This window comes from Rhizobium sp. HT1-10 (assembly GCF_049472505.1).
Classification (GTDB): domain Bacteria; phylum Pseudomonadota; class Alphaproteobacteria; order Rhizobiales; family Rhizobiaceae; genus Rhizobium.
Window position 1 is genome coordinate 291,071 of the sequence record NZ_JBCEBQ010000004.1, and the last position, 19,397, is coordinate 310,467.

The 19,397-nt window shown below is 63.1% G+C and carries 19 protein-coding genes and 1 pseudogene; 5 read left to right on the plus strand and 15 right to left on the minus strand.

The genetic code is table 11. The features are described from left to right. Positions 1–85: 85 nt before the first annotated feature. A complete protein-coding gene (locus tag VH564_RS12980; RefSeq protein WP_423340253.1) occupies positions 86–328 on the plus strand; it encodes a type II toxin-antitoxin system Phd/YefM family antitoxin in 243 nt (80 codons plus the stop codon). Next, a complete protein-coding gene (locus tag VH564_RS12985; protein WP_423340254.1) occupies positions 328–708 on the plus strand; it encodes a type II toxin-antitoxin system VapC family toxin in 381 nt (126 codons plus the stop codon). The genes VH564_RS12980 and VH564_RS12985 overlap by 1 nt, the downstream gene beginning before the upstream one ends. A gap of 88 nt (positions 709–796) precedes the next feature. Here VH564_RS12985 and guaA read toward each other — a convergent pair whose 3' ends face one another. From guaA to VH564_RS13005, 4 genes are all read right to left on the minus strand, one after another. Further along, a complete protein-coding gene (gene guaA, locus VH564_RS12990; protein ID WP_423340255.1) occupies positions 797–2,359 on the minus strand; it encodes a glutamine-hydrolyzing GMP synthase in 1,563 nt (520 codons plus the stop codon). Positions 2,360–2,453: 94 nt separating this feature from the next. Next, on the minus strand, positions 2,454–3,095 hold the full coding sequence (locus tag VH564_RS12995) for a 5'-methylthioadenosine/S-adenosylhomocysteine nucleosidase (RefSeq protein ID WP_423340256.1): 642 nt from the start codon (positions 3,093–3,095) through the stop codon (positions 2,454–2,456). After that, complete coding sequence (locus VH564_RS13000; RefSeq protein ID WP_423340257.1) at positions 3,092–3,541, minus strand: PaaI family thioesterase; 450 nt, start codon at positions 3,539–3,541, stop codon at positions 3,092–3,094. The genes VH564_RS12995 and VH564_RS13000 overlap by 4 nt, the downstream gene beginning before the upstream one ends. A 69-nt stretch (positions 3,542–3,610) precedes the next feature. Beyond that, positions 3,611–4,063 (minus strand): TspO/MBR family protein, encoded by a 453-nt coding sequence (locus VH564_RS13005; protein WP_423340258.1) that lies wholly within the window; start codon positions 4,061–4,063, stop codon positions 3,611–3,613. Between the two features lie 707 nt (positions 4,064–4,770). Between VH564_RS13005 and VH564_RS13010 the strand changes: the two genes are divergently transcribed. Further along, positions 4,771–5,850, plus strand: a complete 1,080-nt coding sequence (locus VH564_RS13010; protein ID WP_423340259.1) for a DUF2252 family protein — start codon at positions 4,771–4,773, stop codon at positions 5,848–5,850. A gap of 36 nt (positions 5,851–5,886) precedes the next feature. Here the strand turns inward: VH564_RS13010 and VH564_RS13015 are convergent, their stop codons facing one another. From VH564_RS13015 to VH564_RS13030, 4 genes and pseudogenes are all read right to left on the minus strand, one after another. Beyond that, entirely contained in the window at positions 5,887–7,032 is a 1,146-nt protein-coding gene (locus VH564_RS13015) for a DUF1513 domain-containing protein (RefSeq protein WP_423340260.1), read from the minus strand. After that, positions 6,980–8,086, minus strand: coding sequence for an imelysin family protein (locus VH564_RS13020; protein WP_423340261.1), 1,107 nt, complete (start codon positions 8,084–8,086; stop codon positions 6,980–6,982). Before VH564_RS13020 ends, VH564_RS13015 begins: the two co-directional genes overlap by 53 nt. After that, complete coding sequence (locus VH564_RS13025) at positions 8,086–9,627, minus strand: di-heme oxidoredictase family protein (protein WP_423340529.1); 1,542 nt, start codon at positions 9,625–9,627, stop codon at positions 8,086–8,088. The genes VH564_RS13020 and VH564_RS13025 overlap by 1 nt, the downstream gene beginning before the upstream one ends. Before the next feature lie 44 nt (positions 9,628–9,671). Continuing rightward, positions 9,672–10,900 (minus strand): annotated as a pseudogene (locus VH564_RS13030) (imelysin family protein). 260 nt (positions 10,901–11,160) lie between these two features. On the opposite strand from VH564_RS13030, the gene VH564_RS13035 reads away from it, so the two are divergent. Further along, positions 11,161–11,664 carry an HPP family protein gene (locus VH564_RS13035; RefSeq protein ID WP_423340530.1) on the plus strand — a complete coding sequence of 168 codons (504 nt, stop codon included), beginning with the start codon at positions 11,161–11,163 and terminating at the stop codon, positions 11,662–11,664. On the opposite strand, the gene VH564_RS13040 is transcribed toward VH564_RS13035, so the two are convergent. The 5 genes from VH564_RS13040 to VH564_RS13060 form a co-directional block, all read right to left on the minus strand. Further along, positions 11,665–12,954, minus strand: coding sequence for an RsmB/NOP family class I SAM-dependent RNA methyltransferase (locus VH564_RS13040; protein WP_423340262.1), 1,290 nt, complete (start codon positions 12,952–12,954; stop codon positions 11,665–11,667). It lies immediately after the preceding gene. Between the two features lie 128 nt (positions 12,955–13,082). Beyond that, positions 13,083–13,529: a septal ring lytic transglycosylase RlpA family protein gene (locus VH564_RS13045; RefSeq protein ID WP_423340263.1), complete on the minus strand. Its 447-nt coding sequence runs from the start codon at positions 13,527–13,529 to the stop codon at positions 13,083–13,085. Positions 13,530–13,936: 407 nt separating this feature from the next. Next, a complete protein-coding gene (locus VH564_RS13050; protein WP_423340264.1) occupies positions 13,937–14,809 on the minus strand; it encodes an SDR family oxidoreductase in 873 nt (290 codons plus the stop codon). Then, entirely contained in the window at positions 14,797–15,981 is a 1,185-nt protein-coding gene (gene queG / locus VH564_RS13055) for a tRNA epoxyqueuosine(34) reductase QueG (RefSeq protein WP_423340265.1), read from the minus strand. Before queG ends, VH564_RS13050 begins: the two co-directional genes overlap by 13 nt. An 11-nt stretch (positions 15,982–15,992) precedes the next feature. Further along, entirely contained in the window at positions 15,993–16,685 is a 693-nt protein-coding gene (locus tag VH564_RS13060; RefSeq protein WP_423340266.1) for a glutathione S-transferase family protein, read from the minus strand. A 275-nt stretch (positions 16,686–16,960) separates the two neighbouring features. Between VH564_RS13060 and VH564_RS13065 the strand changes: the two genes are divergently transcribed. Beyond that, entirely contained in the window at positions 16,961–17,758 is a 798-nt protein-coding gene (locus tag VH564_RS13065) for an undecaprenyl-diphosphate phosphatase (protein WP_423340267.1), read from the plus strand. A 212-nt stretch (positions 17,759–17,970) separates the two neighbouring features. On the opposite strand, the gene VH564_RS13070 is transcribed toward VH564_RS13065, so the two are convergent. Both VH564_RS13070 and VH564_RS13075 read right to left on the minus strand, forming a co-directional pair. Further along, a complete protein-coding gene (locus VH564_RS13070) occupies positions 17,971–18,138 on the minus strand; it encodes a hypothetical protein (protein ID WP_423340268.1) in 168 nt (55 codons plus the stop codon). A gap of 278 nt (positions 18,139–18,416) precedes the next feature. Then, the gene (locus tag VH564_RS13075) at positions 18,417–19,397 is read right to left on the minus strand and encodes a complex I NDUFA9 subunit family protein (RefSeq protein ID WP_423340269.1); all 981 of its coding nucleotides are present in this window, start codon (positions 19,395–19,397) and stop codon (positions 18,417–18,419) included.

Sequence of the window (19,397 nt, forward strand, 5' to 3'; positions counted from 1 at the left end):
GAGACAATGCCGCATCGGCAAACCTGCTGCTGGAAGTCTTGCGCCCAATCCGCTATATGACTATCTCCATGATCAGTAGTGTGACGTGCACGCAATCAATCTGGCGGATGCCAAAGCCCATCTGAGCGAACTGATCGACCGGGTCGAAGCGGGCGATTCGATCGATATCACCCGTCGCGGTAAGCCCGTCGCCCGGCTCACCGCGGTGGAAAGGCCCCGCAAGCCGATCGATGCGGCACTGCTTCAATCGTTGACGACGACGATGCCGCCCCAAGCCCAGAATGCTGCCGATCTCGTGCGGTCGATGCGGGATGGCGATCGCTACTGATGCTTTATCTCGATACGTCGCTGATCGTTGCGGCGCTCTCCAACGAAGCCACGACTCCGCGCGTTCAGGCCTGGCTGGCGGAGCAGGATCCGGCGCGGCTCCTGAAGCTGCGGACCGGACAGATCACCCTCGAGCAGCGCGCCGCAGCACTCGCCATGTTCAACAAGCTCGTCGCCGAGAGTTTCATCAAACTGCCCGTAACGGGCGGCCAGTTCCGGGCAGCGGCGAGGTTCGCTGATCAACATGCGCTCGGGCTGCGTGCGGGAGACGCGCTGCATCTCGCCATCGCGTCGGAGCATGGTGCCACAGTATATACGCTTGACCAGCGGCTGGCTGACGCCGGGCCAGCGCTTGGTGTCCCCGTGCATCTGCTGGCCTAATTCTTCTCCAGCTGGCCCAAGCGAGATAAGCGTTTCAGCGTTAGATCGTATTTCAGCGTAAATTCGGAAACGCCCGGATACGCGTCAATCATTCCCACTCGATCGTACCGGGCGGCTTGCTCGTCACGTCGTAGACGACCCGGTTGATGCCGCGGACTTCGTTGATGATGCGGGTGGCGGCGCGGCCGAGGAACTCCATGTCGTAGTGGTAGAAATCCGCCGTCATGCCGTCGACCGAGGTGACGGCGCGCAGCGCGCAGACGAATTCGTAGGTGCGGCCGTCGCCCATGACGCCGACGGTCTGGACCGGCAGGAGCACGGCAAAGGCCTGCCAGATGGCGTCGTAGAGGCCGGCCTTGCGGATTTCGTCGAGATAGATGGCGTCGGCTTCGCGCAGGATTTCCAGCTTTTCGCGGCTGATGCCGCCGGGGCAGCGGATGGCGAGACCTGGGCCGGGGAAGGGGTGGCGGCCGATGAAGCTATCGGGCAGGCCGAGCTCCTTGCCGAGCACCCGGACCTCGTCCTTGAACAACTCGCGCAAGGGTTCGACCAGGGCCATGTTCATGCGGTCGGGCAGGCCGCCGACATTGTGGTGCGACTTGATGGTGACCGAGGGGCCGCCGGAGAAGGAGACGCTTTCGATGACGTCTGGATAGAGCGTGCCTTGGGCAAGGAACTCCGCGCCGCCGAGCTTCTTGGCTTCCGCCTCGAAGACGTCGATGAACAGGCGGCCGATGGTCTTGCGCTTGGTTTCCGGATCGCTTTCGCCTTCCAGCGCATCGATGAACATGTCGGATGCGTCGACATGGACGAGATGCAGGTTGTAGTGCTCCTTGAACATGGCGACGACATCGGCTGCCTCGTTCTTGCGCATCAGGCCGTGGTCGACGAGGATGCAGGTCAGCTGGTCGCCGACCGCCTCGTGGATGAGCAAGGCCGCGACCGATGAATCGACGCCGCCGGACAGGCCGCAGATGACGCGCTTGTCGCCGACCTGGGCGCGGATGGCCTCGACCGCCTTGGCGCGGTAGGCCGACATCGTCCAGTCGCCCTTGAGGCCGGCGATGTTGTGGATGAAATTGGCGATCAGCTTGGCGCCATCGGGTGTGTGGACGACTTCCGGATGGAACTGCACGCCGTAATATTTGCGCTTCTCGTCGGCGATGAAGGCATAGGGTGCGTTCGACGATGTGGCGATGACCTCGAAGCCTTCAGGCAATGCGGTGACGCGGTCGCCGTGGCTCATCCAGACCTGGTGGCGCGAGCCGGAGGACCAGAGGCCCTCGAACAGCTTGCAATCCTTGTCGACCTCGAGGAAGGCGCGGCCGAATTCGCGGTGATGGCCGCTCTCGACCATGCCGCCGAGCTGCATGCACATCGTCTGCTGGCCATAGCAGATGCCGAAGACAGGCAATCCGCTGTCGAAAATGATCTGCGGTGCGCGCGGCGAACCTTCGTCGACAGTCGATGCCGGGCTGCCGGACAGGATAACCGCCTTCGGGTTCAGCCGGTGGAAGGCCTCTTCCGCAGACTGAAACGGGGCGATCTCGCAGTACACGCCGGTCTCGCGGACGCGGCGGGCGATCAGCTGGGTTACCTGGCTGCCGAAATCGACGATGAGAACGGTATCTGGATGATCTATCTGGGTCATGGCGAGCCTTTAGAGAAAAGCCTTGCTTCATGCAATCGGGCAAATGCCGGCTGTCTGGAAAATATTGTCCCGATTGTCCTGAATGCCAAGGCTTTCAGAACCAGAAGACCCCGTCCTCAAGGGCCGCGAACAAGCTGTCGACGGCATAGGAGAGCTTGCGGTCGACGATATGCAGATACTCCGTCCAGCCGCTGATATGCTGCAATTCGACGACACCGTCGGAAATGCCGCGCAGGCCGATCAGCGGCAGCTTGTAGGTCTGGCAGGCGCGCAGGACGGCAAAAGTCTCCATGTCGACCATGTCGGTGCCGATCGCGGCATAGGCGTCAGTGCCCGAAATGACGTTGCCGCCGGTGGACAGGCTGGCCGCCGGCACCGCCGGGATCCGCAGCGGCAGCTCGATGGTGGCGGGCAGGTCGAGAAAGGGTGTCCGGCCGCGCTCGAAGCCGAGCGGCGAGGCATCCATGTCGCGATAGGAGACCGAGCTGACCTGATAGACTTCCGTCTGCTCCAGCGTGGCCGAGCCGGCAGACCCGAGCGAGACCACGAGGTCGGGCAGTTCGTCGCGCGCGTCCAGCTGCTCCAGCGTCCGGGTGAGCACAATCGCCGCCTCAACGGGGCCAACGCCGGTCATCAGCGGCTCGATGCGGGTGCGCAGGAAGGGGCCGTATTCCGCTTCTGCCGCCATGACGAACAGGATGGTCTTGCCGGACACGGATTTCAGTTCGAACGTCATCCGGAAATTCCCTCTCTGCCGCGGATAACCATCATCGTCCCCGTCATCGAGGCGATCAGCTTGGCCGGTCCGTCGCCGATGGCATAGCCGCGCCCGTCGGCGACGATGATCGTCGTGCCCGGCTTGGTGACCTCGCCGCGAAACAGGAAGCGCTCGCCCCGGCCGGGCGACATCAGGTTGACCTTGAATTCGATTGTCAGGATCGAGGCTTCGGGGTCGATGACGCTGTAGGCGGCAAAGCCGCAGGCCGAATCCAGCGCGGCGGAGATGATGCCGGCATGCAGGATACCGTGCTGCTGCGTCAGCTTGACATCGAAGGGAAGCTCGATCTCGACCATGCCGTGCTGGACGCGCGTCAACTCGGCGCCGATGGTTTCCATTGCGGCCTGCTTCTGAAAACTCTCGCGAATCCGCTGCCGGAAATCGCCACTGCTGCCTTCGCCCATGCCACGCCCTCGTTGGTCACGGGAAAGTGGCATGGCTGCCGGTATCAGACAAGCGCCGTGAGGCCGATTTCAGTTCAGATAGGCAATGGAGGCGTTGAGCACCATAGCGAAGGCGACCCAGGCGGCATAGGGGAGGAAAAGCAGCGCAGCGATCCGGTCGCGATGCCAGCGATTGACGATGAAGGCGAGGATAACGATCAGCATCCCGATGATGATGACGAGGGCGATCAGCGGCTTTTGCAGGCCGAAGAAGAAGGGCGACCACAGGAAGTTCAGCGCCATCTGCACGAACCAAAGCTTCATGCCCTCGCTCCGCGCGCCCTGCAGCCAGGTCCGGGCGCCGGCGATGCCGATCAGGATATAGAGCGTCGTCCACGCCGGGCCGAACAGCCAGTTCGGCGGATTGAAGGGCGGCTTCACCAGCGACTGGTACCATTCACCGGGCAGATTGATGAAGCCGATCGCGATCCCGATGCCGAGAACGGCGGCAACGAAGACGAGATAGGTGATGGCTTTGTTCATCGCAGGTCCTTCCGGCATAGTCTTTTCGGCATGGCGTTCGGCCGCACAATCGCGGATCGCCGCGCGACCATAGTGCAGCCATGCGGCCGCGCCAAGGCGGGATGCGCTTGGGTGCCATCCGGACATGCCGAAGCATCCGGGCGATGGAAAGTCATCGCATTTGCCGTAAATTGTATCGGTCGGGGCGCCGAGAGCCTCGTATGGTATGAAGTGGGTGGTGTGTATGCTTGCTCGCAGCGTCCCGTTCGGAGTTTCCACCTGTCGGGATCTTCTTCGTCGCAGCCGCCGACCGTTCACGGCGTACTGCGGCGTGCGTGCCCAAGGCGAGTGATTTGTCGCCTTGCCAGGCAGGGCCGGGGCGGAAAACCCGACCGATGCCGTCCCGGGCACGCCCGGTCATTGGCGACCGGAGAAGAACTCTATCAGCGGACCTCGACAGACAACGTGCGCATCCGCCCCCTGCCAAAGCTCCGATCCCCTCTCGCCGGCATTCGGCCGGTGTAACCGATAAGGGAATGAAAGGAATATAATCCTACAATAACCATTTGGCAAGCAGGATTTTGCGGACGCCGTCGAAGCCGCCATCTGCAGCCGATCCTTGCCCGTGCGGCTGCGTTGCGGAGCCGACATTTGCTGTCCGTCGGCGCGCGTTGGGAGTACAGTCTCGCTGCCGGGTCGTGGGGACCGACGGCACGGAGGATGTCGCGATGACCAGCATTCTGCAATCGACCAAGACCTTCGAAGCCTGGTTGCGATCGACGCTCGGCGGCACGCTTGTCGACGCCGATCTCGACAAGAAGCACAAGAAGATGCGAAGCGGCGGCTTTGCCTTCCTGCGCGCCACCTATTGGCGCTGGGCCGAGACGATCCTCGACCTCTGCCCGGATCTGGCGACAGCGCCGGCGGTGCTGGCGATCGGCGACACCCATCTTGAGAATTTCGGCACGTGGCGTGACGGCGAGGGGCGGCTGGTCTGGGGCGCGAACGACTTCGACGATGCTGCGGCCATGCCCTACGGGCTCGATCTGGTGCGGCTCGCCACCAGCGCCATCCTCGCCCGTGAAGCCGCTTCCCCCTCGGCCAGCGCCATCGCCGCTGCCATTCTATCCGGCTACCGGCGCGGCCTCGGCAACCCGGCGCCTGTCATTCTCGAGCGGGACTACAAGTGGCTGCGCAACGCCGTGTTGCTGTCGAATGAGGAGCGCAAGGATTTCTGGGACAAGTTTGCCGCATTGCCAGCCTGCAAGACGGCGCCGCAGGACAAGTATGTGCAGGCCATCAGCCACTCGCTGCCGGATCAGCGCCTGGACATCGTGCTGAAGCCCCGGACCGCCGGCACTGGCAGCCTCGGGCGACCGCGATATGTCGCGCTGGTCGATCACTGGCGCGGCGGTCCGCTCCTGCGGGAAGCCAAGGCGCTGGCGATCTCCGCCTGGTCGCTGCGTCACGACCCCGCCGATAGGGCCATCCACGCTGGCATCATCGCCGATGGCCGGGCCCGCTCTCCCGATCCGCAATACAAGGTGACGGGCGATGTCCTCGTCCGCCGCCTGTCGCCGAACAGCCGCAAGATCGAGGTCGACGGCGATCTCGATACGCTGCTGTCACCCGACATGCTCGATCTGATGGGCTTCGAGATCGCCAATTGCCACTGCAATGACGCGTCCGTCGTTGCCAGCATCCGTGCCGATCTCGACAAGCGTGGTGACGGATGGCTGCACGCTGCGGCCAAGACGGCGGCCGCCGCTGTTGCAGCCGAGCAAGCGGAATATGCGGCTGCGACGTGAGGCCGGCGCAAGCCGCCGGGTGGCGGCTGGTCGCGCCTAGACCGGCTTGCCGATCCGCACGATATGCTGATCCCAGGCGACATCGCTCCGGGTCTTTTCGAAGATGCCGTCATAGGACGACACCGCAAAGCCCTGAGGCGCGGCAGCGATGCCCGCGGCATTGGCGATGCTCTTGACCTTGAGCACTGCCGCCGTTCTTCCGTCAAGCGTCACGGCCGTTCCATTGACGGGCGAGGTGACGCCGACCAGGTTTTCGCCGCGGTTGACGGCGATCGCGCCGACATAATTGCCGAGCGCCCGCGTCGTCTCGTCGGGCAGCGTCACGAAGCTCAGTGCCTCGCCCTTGCCAAAATGGCCGACAAGCGGCGGCAGCGTGTTGCGCGGCCCCTCATATTGGCAGGCAAACCAGATCCTGCCCGAAGCATCGATGTCCACATGCCGGGTCGAAACCTGGGCATATTCGGAGGGCAGGCCATGCTTTTCGATCAGCGTTCCGGTCGCTGCATCGATCAGCGTCAGCGATGGCTCCATGTGGTCGAGATTGAGCTTGGTGCGGCCGAATTCCGGATGGGTCTCTATGCCGCCATTGGCGACGACGAGCAGCCGGCCGTCGTCCGACACAGTCATGTCGTGCGGACCGGTGCCGAACGTCTGGTATTCGCCGATCCGGGCATAGCGGTTGCGGGCATCGTAGAGCCCGATGATGCCCCGGTTGTTGTCGAAATCGTTCTCGCTGGCATAGAGCAGCCTGCCATCCGGCGAAAAGCTGCCGTGACCGTAGAAATGCCGCCCCTCGGCGGAGGTGATGATGACCGGTTCGCTCTTGCCTGATGGATCGAAGATCATCGCATAGGTGCCCGGGCGACGGGCGAAGGCAACGCTGTGGCCCGACGTCTTCGAGAACGCCATGCCGTGGGCGCGAGCCGGTAGCGCAACACGGTCGACGATCGTGCCGCGCTCGGTCACCGTGGCGACCGCGAAGGAGCCGTCCTCGGCCCGAATGCCCGAGGCGTAGACCGCATCAGCCCGCTCGAGCGCCATCAGCGCGTCGGGCTGCAGGCAGGCCAGGAAGCCGATGCCGGCCGCCTTGACGAAGTTTCTCCGGTCGATCAACGCGCTGCGCAAGGCCTCAGTCTCCGTCGGCGAAGGAAAAGCCGGCCGAAAGACCGATGTTGACGCCATAACCGTCGGAGAGATCCGTGGCCAGCACGCGCGCCTCGGCCCGCAGCTCGTCTATCTTGGCGCGCTCGGCGGGATCGGCGATGGCAGCCTCGACGTCGGGCTTGATGGAGCCTGCTGTCTCGATCAGCGCGCCCAGTTCGGCGTCGATCTTGGTGGCGATCGCGCGCTTTTCCGGCGGCAGCAGGTCGGCCATGCCGGCCTTCAGCCAGAGGGCCTGCAGCCCCTCGAGATTGGCCTTGACGGAGACCCAGGTGTTCTGCGAGCGCCAGTAGATCGCCATATGCGGCCGCGCGGCCGAAGGGTCTCCCTTGTAGAAGGTCTCGAGGCGCTGGTCACGGACGTTCTCTGCGCCATGCACGAGGATGCCGAGCAGGGCAGTGATCGCTTCCTTGTTGTCCATGAAGTCGGCGCTGCCGGTGCCCGGCGCCTTCCAGGACGCCTGCACGCCCTTCGGATCATCCCATTCGGCTGCCAACTCGCCCGAGACGGCGGCGATGTTGCCGGCGACGGCCGCACCATAGCGGCAGCGGAAGCCGTTCTTGTCGGTGGCGAGCGCCTCCGAGCCATTGCCGTAGAGCACGTATTCCAGTGCAGTCAGGCTCTGCAGCGCCACGCTCTTGGCAGCCACGTCGGCCACGGTCGTGTCCTTCTCGTCCGCCTTGGCGATCAGCGCCTGGACCTGCTTCATACCGATCCCCTTGCGGTCCGGGTAGAACAGGATGTGCTCGAAGCGGTTCTTCTCGAGAACCGGTCCGACCTGGACGATTTCGATCGTCGACCAGGCCTTGATGGTGTCGGCGAAGGCCGACTTCGCGGCTGTCTCGGCCTGCGCCGAAGGTGCGCTGCAAAGGCCGGTCATGGCGGTGGTGAGTGCCGTCGCGCTCTGCTGCAGCCTGGTGTAGCCCGGCCGGATCACGTCATCGACGGCTTTCTGCATGACACCGGGCACGGCTGCGTCATTCATCGGGCCGGCCGGTGCCGGTTGCTGGGCATGGGCGGGCATTGCACCGGCGGTGAGCAGGAGGGCGGCAACGACGAGGTAAGAGGGGCGCATCACAGGGACTCCACGAAGGTGATCAGGGCTTGCCTATCGTCTTTCGACAGGGATGCAAATGCGTCGCGTGCTTTTGTCGCCTCGCCGCCATGCCATAGCACGGCTTCGGTGAGGTTTCGCGCGCGGCCGTCATGCAGGAAGAAGGTGTGGCCGCTGACGGTCTTGGTGAGGCCAATACCCCAGAGCGGCGGCGTCCGCCAATCCTGTCCGCCGGCCAGCCCGACGGCCTGCCCGTCGCCGAGGCCGGCGCCCATGTCATGCAGCAGGAAATCGGAATAGGGCCAGATCAGCTGGAAGGATTGCGCTTCCGTCCCGGCATCGCTGCGAGTGACGAATTTCGGCGTGTGGCAGGCGATGCAGCCGGACTGATAGAACATCGCCTTGCCGTGCAGCACAGTCGGATCGCTGACATCGCGCCGGGCCGGCACGGCGAGGTTTTCCGAATAGAAGGTCATCAGCTCCATCACCGCCTCCGGCGCTTCCGTCGGGCCGAGCCGCTTCTGCACACCGTTCGGCATGGCCAGACATTGCGTTTCCTTTTCCGTGCAGTCGCCATAGGCATTCGGCCGGTCCGGGTTGGAAATGCCGATATCGCCCGCGAGTGCCGCAGACGACTGGTCGCGCACCGTGGCGTTCTGCGCCTTCCAGCCGAACCGTCCGAGCGCCAGTTGTCCGGTCCTGTGATCGCGCACGATGGCGGCTTTGCCGGCGATGCCGTCGTGGTTGCGGTCCTCTGGGTCGGCGTTGGCGAGAATGTCGGCGTCCGGGATGGCCTCGATCAAGCCAAGACCCAGCATGGCCGGGGCCACACGGGCCGACAGCGTCGTGTCGGGCTCGAGCGGGCCGTAGGCGAGATCGGTGGCCGCAAAGCGCGGCTGGCGCAGCGACACGGTCTCTCCGCCGGCAAGGGTCACCGTGCGCTTGCTATAGGTGACGGCAACCTGGCCTTCGCCAGCGAGGCCCGGCACGGCGCTGTCCTGCAGCTGCGTGCCGTAGGTGGCATCGGGAAAGTTGACGACCTGCGCATCGTCGACCTGCTGGCGTTCTGCTGGCGTCCGGGGCGGTCGGGCCAGTCGCAGGAACATCGTCGCCGCCCGGCCGGCGGTGTCAGGCGGATGGCCGCGGCCATCGTTGATGTGGCAACTCTGGCAGGAGCGGGCATTGAACAGCGGGCCGAGGCCGTCCGTCGCCTGGGTCGAGGACGGCGACGTGACCCAGAGCTGACGGAACAGGGCATTGCCGAGATGGAAGTCCAGCCCGCGCTTGGGGTCGAGATTGGTCGGCGGCTGGGAGAAGGCCTGGCTGTTGACCGCAGCGGTCGAGGTGCCGGCCCCGCTCTCCATCGTCTCATAGGTCTCGGCCTTGGAGAAGTCTGATGTCGGACGGGTGACGGATTGCACGCGCTTGAGCTGCTCGGGCGTCAGGTCGGTCCGCACCGTCGGAGCATCGAGCCCATCTGCGGCAAACGACGACACACCGGCGCCAAGCATTGCCGCTACGAGAAAAACGGAGAAGAGAGGGCAGACGGAATGATGCGTCATCAAGGAAAATAGGGCGGCAGCGCGAGCGCCACCGCCCTCCTTCATCACTTCTTGAAGACGGAGCCGGGATTGTCCAGGCTGTCGGATCCTTCGAGCTTGACCGTGCCGACGTCGAGCGCGGCGATGACCCGCTGGATGCTCTTCGTCTGGTCGAGCAGGCCGTCGATGACGTTCTGGACGACGGCGTTGCCCTTGGTGTTGCCTTCGCCGATCATCTGGTCGTACTTCTCGATCGTCTCGCCGCGCTTGACCATGACATCGGATGCCTTCTGGGTGAGGGCGAACTTGGCCATCATCTCCTTGTCGACGGCCTTGTCCTTGTCGGCCAGCAGCTCATGCAGCGACGGGCCCTTCATCTTGGTGCCGTCGATGCGGGTGTAGTTGCCGGTATAGGCCGACTGGATGCCGACGATGTCGTTGTTGTAGGTGTTGTAGGTGTTGTCCGAGAAGCAATCATGCTCCTGCTCCGGATCGTGCAAGAGCAGGCCGAGCTTCATCCGCTCGCCGGCGAGTTCGCCATAGGAGAGCGATCCCATGCCGGTCAGGATGGCAACGATGCCGGCCTTCGGGTCCTTCTCGTCTTCCTTGGTGGCAGGGCCCTCGGGCGCCCAGTCGTCGGTCATCGTCTGCAGGTCGGCGACCAGTTTGGTCGAGGCCGACTTCAGGTATTCGGCGCGGCGGTCGCAATTGCCGCCGGTGCAATTCTTGACGTCGTAATCGGTGGCTGGACGCTCGCCGGCGCCCGGACCGGTGCCGTGCAGATCCTGGCCCCAGAGCAGAAACTCGATGGCGTGGTAGCCGGTGCCGACATTGGCGTCGACCTTGCCAGCGCTGTTGAGCGAGGTGATGAACTCTGGCGTCAGATGCGAGGCGTCGACATCCTTGCCGTCGATCTTGATCGTCTTGTTGGCAATGACATTGGCGACGTAAAGCGCGTTCTCGTCGCTTTCCGTGCCGTAGGACTTGTCGACATAGTCGATCAGCCCCTCGTCGAGCGGCCAGGAATTGACGTCGCCTTCCCAGTCGTCAACGATCTTGTTGCCGAAACGGTAGACTTCCGACTGCGAGTAGGAACGCGGGCCTTGATCCATGCGGTGCGCGCGGCATCGAGAGTCTTCTTGCTGGGAGCGGCGATCAGGGCGTCGATCGCCTTGTCGAGCTTCTTTGCGAGGATCAGTGAGTCCTCGTACTTAGCGTGGGCGACCTCGGTATAGTGCTTGACGATGGCAGCCTCGTCGACGGCGGCGCGGGCGGGAAGGGCGTAGGCCGTCATCGAAGTGGCAGCGAGCGCCAGGGCAGCGTAAAAATTGATTTTCAAAAGCGTGATCCTCTGCAGCTACGGCCTGTGCCGTCAGAACTTGAGCGATGGCTTCATGGCGCAAATTTAAACTTGTGTCAAACGCTCTAGTTTGGAATGGGTTTAACCGACAATTGCGCAAAGTAGGGGCATATGGAGAACCTGTTTGCTTGCAAAAATGGTGGTTGCGGATCAAAACCGCAGCAATTGCCGTCAGATTCGGAAAGCCCGCCATGATCCATCGACACTTCAGGCACTTCATCCATCGCCATGAACCGAAGGGCCATTGGCATGGTCAGGTGAAGGCGGGGATCGGCGCGTGCATCGGCATGCTCGCCGTCGGCGCGCTCGCCATCATGACCGGTATCCCGCTGCTGATCGCGCCTTTCGGTGCAACGGCTGTCCTGATCTTCGGGCAGCCAAAGAGCCCGTTGGCGCAGCCTGCCAACGTGTTTGGCGGCTATCTGGTCGCAGCCGTGATCGGTGGTCTGGCAATGGCCTTGGCGCCCGGACTGTGGTGGGTCGCGGCCATCGCCGTCGGCGTGACCATCGCGGCAATGCTGCTGTTGCGCGTCACCCATCCGCCGGCCGGTGCGGTGCCGCTCGTCGCCTTCGCTTCGCATCTGTCGGTTGTGCCGCTGTTCACGGTCGTGGTGGTCGGGGCGCTGGCCTTGATCGCCATCGCCGTTCTCCACCACGCCCTGCCGCCGCGACATCAATATCCGCTGCGGTCCGACTGATTACGGGTTGCGACGCATCCGGCAGAAGAAGAAGCCATCCGTGTCGGTGGAGGCCGGCGTCAAGGTGATTGTCCGGCCGTCCGAAGAGCGCGGCGCTTGCGCATCCGCACCGAACAGCGCGCCCCAGGAGCTCAGCGACTCGATGATCTCGAATTGCGGGTTCTCGGCCGTGAAACGCTGAACCTGCGCCTCGTTTTCCTCAGGCAGCACCGAGCAGGTGACATAGATCAGAATGCCGCCGGGACGCACGAATTCGGATGCCTGCAGGAGCGCTTCCTGCTGCTGCTCGATACGCTCGTCGAGGTTCTTCTGCGTCAGCCGCCACTTGGTGTCCGGCCGGCGGCGCCATGTGCCGGTGCCGGTGCAGGGCGCGTCGACCAGCACCTTGTCGAAGCGACCGGTCAAAGCCGCCAGGCTGGTCTTGCCATCATGCACCTGGACATTGCGGGTACCGGCGCGCTTGAGGCGCTCGATGATCGGCGCCAACCGCTTGCGGTCGGAATCGTAGGCGTGCACCTGTCCCTTGTTGTTCATCGCTGCGGCCATGGCCAGCGTCTTGCCGCCGCCGCCGGCGCAATAGTCGAGCACCTGGTCGCCCTCTGCCGGCATCACCAGATCGGCAACGATCTGCGAACCCTCGTCCTGCACCTCGAACCAGCCTTTTTGAAAGGAGAGTTCCGCCGTGACGTTGGGAAGACGGGAAGCGCCTTCGCCGGCGGCGATCCGGATGCCCAGACGCGCAATCTTGGCAGGGAAGGCGCCGACCCGGTCGAGTGCCTTGATCACCTTGTCACGGGTTGATTTCAGCGCGTTGGTGCGCAGATCGAGCGTCGGCCGTTCGGCGAGTGCCTTGGCTTCGACGAGCCAATCTGCGCCGAAGGCCCGCTCGAACGATGCCTGTGTCCATTCTGGAATGTCGCCCTGGATATAGCCTTCTGCGTCGGCGAGCGAGCGGATGGCAAAGGCTGCAAGGGAGGCTCCGCTCAAGGGCTCGGGAGCAAATCGGTCGCCCTCGGCTTCGGCAGCGAGGCTTTCGGGCGTCACGCCCCACTGGCGGAAGAGAACGGCATGGGCCAATGCTGCCGGGCTCTCGTCATCCATCAGGTAGGCGTGGGAGAGCCGCATGCGCAATGCGTCGTAGACGATGTTGCCGATCGCTGCCCGATCGCCTGATCCGGCGAACCGGTGCCCGAGGCCCCAGTCTTTCAGCGCATCCGCTACAGGGCGCTTGCGGGCCTCGATGTCGGCAAGGATCTCAATGGCTCCTTGAAGCCGGCCGCCCAAACGCATCTACTCTTCTCCTGCTTTCCCAGGGTCTCCTCAGCACGCGGGAGGAATTTCCGGATGCTGGCCAGACCTGTCAAGCGGCTAGGTATCCGCGATTGACGCGGAGAGCAAGCTTTCGCCTGGCGGCTGGGTCAGGTGACGACCGAATAGCAGATGTTGGCGGTGCCGGAGGAAACCATGCCGATGTCCTGCGCAGCGGCGCGGGAAAGGTCGAGGACGCGTCCGCGGATGAAAGGACCGCGATCATTGACGCGAACGACAACGCTCTTGCCGTTGTGCTTGTTGGTCACACGCAGCCGCGTGCCGAAGGCGAGGGAACGATGGGCCGCCGTAAGCGTTGAAGCATTCATACGTTCGCCGGAAGCAGTCTTGGAATGAGCTGCATACCAGGAGGCGCCGCCACAGCCTGTTGCTGCAAATGCAGCGATCGGGTTGATAACAACAGATGCCGATATAGTTGCGGCTATGGCGAGTGTACGGAAGATAATATTCAAAACTAATTTGCCCTCGACGTTGTTGAGCGCCGCTTGTTGGCGACGAGGGCTTAAATCCGGCCAAAAATGGCGAAAAAGTGCCATCTTCGATCACGGAATGTTACAGGGTGAAATATTCGTTGTGAAGCCGACGAGACGATCCTTGGTTCCAATTCCTTCAATTTTAGAAAAAAACAAATGGAATCAGAAGCAAATCAGACAATTATTCTGCGACAGACTCCCCGAGTCCCGAGATCACGTAATTTCTGAAATTTCTTTTGCGCCGATGCCATATTCATTGCCTTAGTTGCGCAAATTTAGAGGCGGTTAACCTTTAGGGCTCGCAATTTTCATCCCAAAATGAGACTTAGTAGGAAAATTCACCTCTTTGATCGTATGCGATCTGAGGCCTTTCCGAGGCGCGCGCCTGTTACATGCTGCCCCGGAGGCAGTTTTCCATGCGCCATCTGGTTGCAAGAATGGCAGACTCCCGCCTTGCGCCGGGCGAACTGTCAGCCGCGCCAGAGGCCCGAGGACCACAGCTGCGCGAGGGACATGCGGTATTCCGGATAGCCGAAGCGAAAGCCGAGCGCCTTCAGTTTCGCATTCGAAACGCGCTTGTTTTCGCCGTAGAAGGAGCGCGCCATCGGCGACAGTTCCGCAGTCTCGAAAGGCATCTCCGGCGGCGGTTCCACGCCCATCAGCCGTGCGGCTTCGGCCACCACGTCCTGCGGCGGGGCGGGCTCGTCGTCGGTGACATTATATATGCCTCCCAGGCCCCGCTCGGACAGGAAGAGGCTCGCTGCACCGATGTCCTCGACGCGGATGCGGTTGAACACCTGGTCTGGCTTCACCAGCCGCCGCGCCGTGCCCCTGTCGAGATTGCACAAGCCGTTGCGGCCGGGTCCATAGATGCCGGAGAGCCGCAGGATGGCGGTCGGCACCCCCAGCGTCGCGCCGATCTCCATCCATCCGTCCTCCGCCGCCACGCGTTCGACGGATCGGGCCGAAACAGGACGAATGGAGGTTTCCTCGTCGATCCATGCGCCCCTGTGGTCGCCATAGACGCCGACAGTCGACAGGTAGCCGATCCACTCGAGCTTCGGCATCAGCGTCGCGATACGCCCATCCGCCAGCCGGATGAGCGGGTCGCCGGCTTGTCCGGGCGCAATGGATTGCACCAGATGCGTCGTTTGCGCCATGTCTTCGAGAAGGCTCGGGTCGAGCCGCTCGCCGTCGAAGATCAGGCCGCGAATGGCCTGGCTTTCCAGTGCGGCACGCTTCTCCTCCGAGCGCGTCGTACCGACGACGGCATGGTCTGGCCCCGAAAAGCTGTTGGCGATGGCCGTGCCGGAATAGCCGCAGCCGAAAATCATTGTGTGCATGACATTATCCTCGCAGTGCGCCATTCCTCGCGCACCTCCTCGTCCAAATCATCGACTCTTTCTGCCGCAAATTGCGTAAACGCTCCAGTCGTCATCAACCGCGACAGCGCCCAGACCGCCATGCCGCGCACCTCAGGCGAGGGATCGTCGATCAGCCGTTGACATGGCTCGATCAGCATCGGGTCGCCCGAGTTGCCGGCAGCGATCAGCACGTTGCGGACGAACCGGCCGCGGCCGATGCGCTTGATCGGCGAGCCGCTGAAGAAGGTGCGGAAGGTCGGATCATCGAGACCAAGCAGGAAGGCGATCGACGGCTCCTTGAGGTCGTCGCGGGCGACGAGCTTCATTTCCGAGGCGCTGGCCGCGAACTTGTTCCAGGGACAGGCGGCCAGACAGTCGTCGCAGCCATAGATGCGGTTGCCGATCAGCGGCCGGAGCGCAGGATTGATCCGCCCCTTATGCTCGATCGTCAGATAGGAGATGCAGCGGCGCGCATCGAGTTGGTAAGGCGCCGGAAAGGCACTGGTTGGGCAGGCCGCAAGGCAGGCCGTGCACGAGCCGCAATGATCGGCCTCCGGCAGGTCGATTGCCAGTTCGGCGGTGGTGAACATCGAGCCGAGGAAGAGCCAGGAACCGTGCGTCCGGCTGACGAGATTGGTGTGCTTGCCCTGCCAGCCGAGGCCGGCGGCTTCGGCCAGCGGCTTTTCCATGACCGGCGCGGTATCGACGAAGACCTTGACGTCCTCCTTGGAGCGCGCTGCAAACCGCGTGGCAATCTCCTTCAACCGCCCCTTGATGACGTCGTGGTAGTCGCGGTTGCGGGCATAGACCGAGATCGCCGCCTTGTCCTTCTTGCCGAGGATGGCGCGGGGATCCTCGTCCGGCCCGTAGTTGAGGCCGAAGACGACGACGGAGCGGACATCGGACCAGAGGGCCGTCGGGCTGGCGCGTCGCTCGCGCGTCTCCGCCATCCACTCCATCGTCCCGTGGAAACCCTGGTCGAGATAGGTGTCGAGGCGCGGACCGGCCTCGCGGATGGAATCCGGGCCGGTGATGCGACAGAGATCGAATCCGAGCCGAAGCGCCTCGTCACGCAGGAAACCCGTCAGCACCTGTCGTCGCGCCTCCGCCTTGTCCTGCCGTGGCGCCGGGATGTCGCTGGGCTCAGGCATGGCGCGCCCCGTTAGAAATCCAGGTCGGTATAATGGGAAACTGGCGAGAGGCCACGCACGCGTTCGGTCAGCAGCGGCCGGAAGGATGGTCGCGACTTCAGCCGCTGGTACCAGTCCTTGACCACAGGCACCTCCGCCCAGGCGATCTCGCCCATATAGTCGAGCACAGAGATCGACGAGGCGGCGGCAAGATCGGCATAGCTCATCCGCTCGCCGGCCAGCCATTGGCGCGAGCCCGCAAGCCAGGTCAGGTATTTCAGATGCTGGCGGATGTTGGCGCGCGCCGTGCGCATCATCTTCGAGTCCGGGGCGCCGCCGCCCTGCGCTGCGGTCATCTGCAGCTTGTAGACCCGCTCGCGCGTCAGCGGCCGGGTGACGTCCTGCTCCATCTTTGACAGGAACCATTCGGTCAGCCGGCGGATTTCGGCGCGCTGGAAGGGGTCCTCGGCCAGAAGCCGCCGGTCGCGCTTCAGAACGCCGTGCGTTTCATCGAGATATTCCGAAATGACGGTCGCGCCGCAAAGCGCCCGCATGCTGTCATCGACATAGACCGGCAGGGTGCCGGCGGGATTGAGCGCCAGAAAGTCGTGACGCTTTTCCCAGGTCTGTTCTTCGATGAGATCGGCATGAAATCCGTACTCGGACAGGATAAGCCGGACAAAGCGCGAGGCGGATGACATGGAATGATGATAGAGCGTCGGCATGAAAACTCGGAACTATGATTGATGAATGGGTCGACAGGGCATGTTGTGTAGCGGCCCTATTCATGACGTGATCGTTGCAGCTATAGGAGTTCGGCTCCGTCAACACAAGCGAATCGGACCGACCGCCCTTTGACATAGGACACCAGATGGCTGAAGAAACCATCAACAGCCGATTGTCGGCTTTCATTCATCGCCCATCCGATCAATGAGGCGGATGCCATTCCCGATCCGCTCCAGCCACTCCCATCCGACCTATCCCAAACCGGAGACAATCCATGGACTACATCAATGCTGCCCTTCTCGGCGTCATAGAGGGGATCACCGAGTTTTTGCCGATCTCGAGCACCGGCCATCTGATCATCGCCGAGCAATGGCTCGGCGCCCGCTCGGAGTTGTTCAATATTGTCATCCAGGCCGGTGCCATTCTCGCCGTCACCTTCATTTATTGGCGCCGGCTAATGGATCTGATTCTCGGCTGGCGCGATCCGCGCAACCGGTCCTACGCCGCCAAGCTGATCGTCGCCTTTCTGATCACCGCCGTGCTCGGCCTGATCGTCAAGAAGCTCGGCTTCCAACTGCCCGAGACGGTCACGCCGATCGCCTGGGCGCTGATCATCGGTGGCATCTGGATGATCTTTGCCGAATGGGCAGCCGCACGCCGGCCGCAGTATAAGAGCATCACCTGGTATGTCGCGATCCTGGTCGGCATCGCCCAGATCGTTGCCGGCATCTTTCCGGGCACATCGCGTTCGGGTGCGACGATCTTCGTCGCCATGCTGGCCGGCACCGGCAACCGCGCCGCCGCCACGGAGTTCGCCTTCCTCGTCGGCATCCCGACCATGTATGCCGCCAGCGGCTATGAGCTCTTGAAGACCTTCAAGGATGGCGGTGCGGCTGGGGAAGACTGGGGTGCGCTGGTGATCGCTTTCATCGTCTCGACGATCGTCGCCTTCGTCGCCGTCAAATGGCTGCTGTCCTATATCCAGAGCAACCGCTTCACCCTGTTCGCCGTCTACCGCATCATCCTCGGCGCCATCCTCCTCGGCCTGGTCGCGACAGGGATCGTCCGCTAACCGCGACCTGACGCAGCATTCGCGCCGTCAACGGCGCGAATGCGTAAAGCGGCGGCGACCAATGGACCTGGCGACTGCGATGCAGTTGATGATGGATGGGAGGAGGGGCGGCACTGGCATCGCGGCTTCAAGCCACCGAGCGCTTGCAGCGCTAACCTCTGTGCCAATTCGTAACGAAAAGCCGGGGCATTTGCTCCGGCTTTTTCGTGTCATTAATGGGCGATCGAAGCGGAATCGATGGAGCCCGTGCTGCAGGGATCGACACCGTAAGCCGGCGAGCATTCGCCCTTGACCGCAGCAACGCTGCCCGGTGCCATGAACGATCCCGCGACGATAACCAGCGCCGCACAGACAAAAAGAAGCGCAATTGACTTGCCCATCAAACAATACCTTTCAGCGAAAAATAGCTCACGTTCAGACCCTTGGGACGTCGTCCAGTGCGCAGCTTGTTAGTCAGTGGAATGGAATTTAGCAATAATGGTTCCTGCTGAATTTCCCGTTAATCCGACTATTCCGGGGCTGCGTCTTTTGGGCAACGGTCTGCGGTGCATAATCACCGGAAATGCCGGAAATACGCCGTTTTCCAGCCACAAATGGAAAACGTCGCCGGCGGGGTCCGCAGACGACGTTTATCTTTTTCATAAAATTTTTGGTCTGATCAGGCTGCCTTGCCGGTGCCGGAGAACTGGCCCTGCGGTCGGAAGCGGACCAGATAGGACGGCAGCACCGAGGTCAGCAGCGTCGGGCGGATGCCGATCCCGGAAAGCGTTCGGCCATCCGCTTCCGCCTCGGCGGATACGACGTTGTCGACCTTCAGCAGCGTCACCTGATCCGGTGTGATCGGCGGTGTGATCAGCGGGATCATCGACGCGATGCTGCCGATCGTCGAGGCGAGGCCGAAGGGCAGCGAGACCAGCGGCCGCTTGCGGTTGACGACCTTCAGCACCAATTCGAGACATTCACGGAACGTCAGCACTTCAGGTCCACCCAGTTCATAGATCGCACCCGGTGTCAGCTTGCCGTCGACGGCGCGGCCGACAGCCTCGGCGACATCCTCGACATAGACCGGCTGAAACCTGGTCTTGCCGCCGCCGATGAGGGGAAGGGCAGGGGCCAGGCGCGACATGTCGGCGAACTTGTTGAAGAAACCGTCCTCGGGTCCGAAGACGATCGACGGACGCAGGATGACGGCATCCGGCAGGATCGACAGGATTGCGGCCTCCGCCTTGCCCTTGGTCCGCCCGTAGGAAGAAGACGAGCCGCTGTTGGCGCCGATGGCAGAGATATGGGTGAGCTTGGCGCCGACAGCGCGGGCCGCCTCGGCGATCGCCCGGCCACCGAATTCCTGGACGGCATCGAAGGTGTTGCGGCCGCTCTCCGACAGGATGCCGACGCAGTTGACGACGAACTGCGCCCCTTCGACAGCGCGGTCGATCGAGTCGCGATAGCGAAGGTTGGCCTGGACGAAGGAAATCTGCCCGAGATTGCCGGCTGTCATCAGGAAGCCGGCAAGATCGGGACGCCTGACAGCCACCCGGATGCGGTAGCCGCGCTTGGCCAGAACCCGAACGACGTGCCGCCCGACAAAACCCGAGCCTCCGAACACGGTCACGAGCGGCGGCAGGTTGGAGAGCGTCAT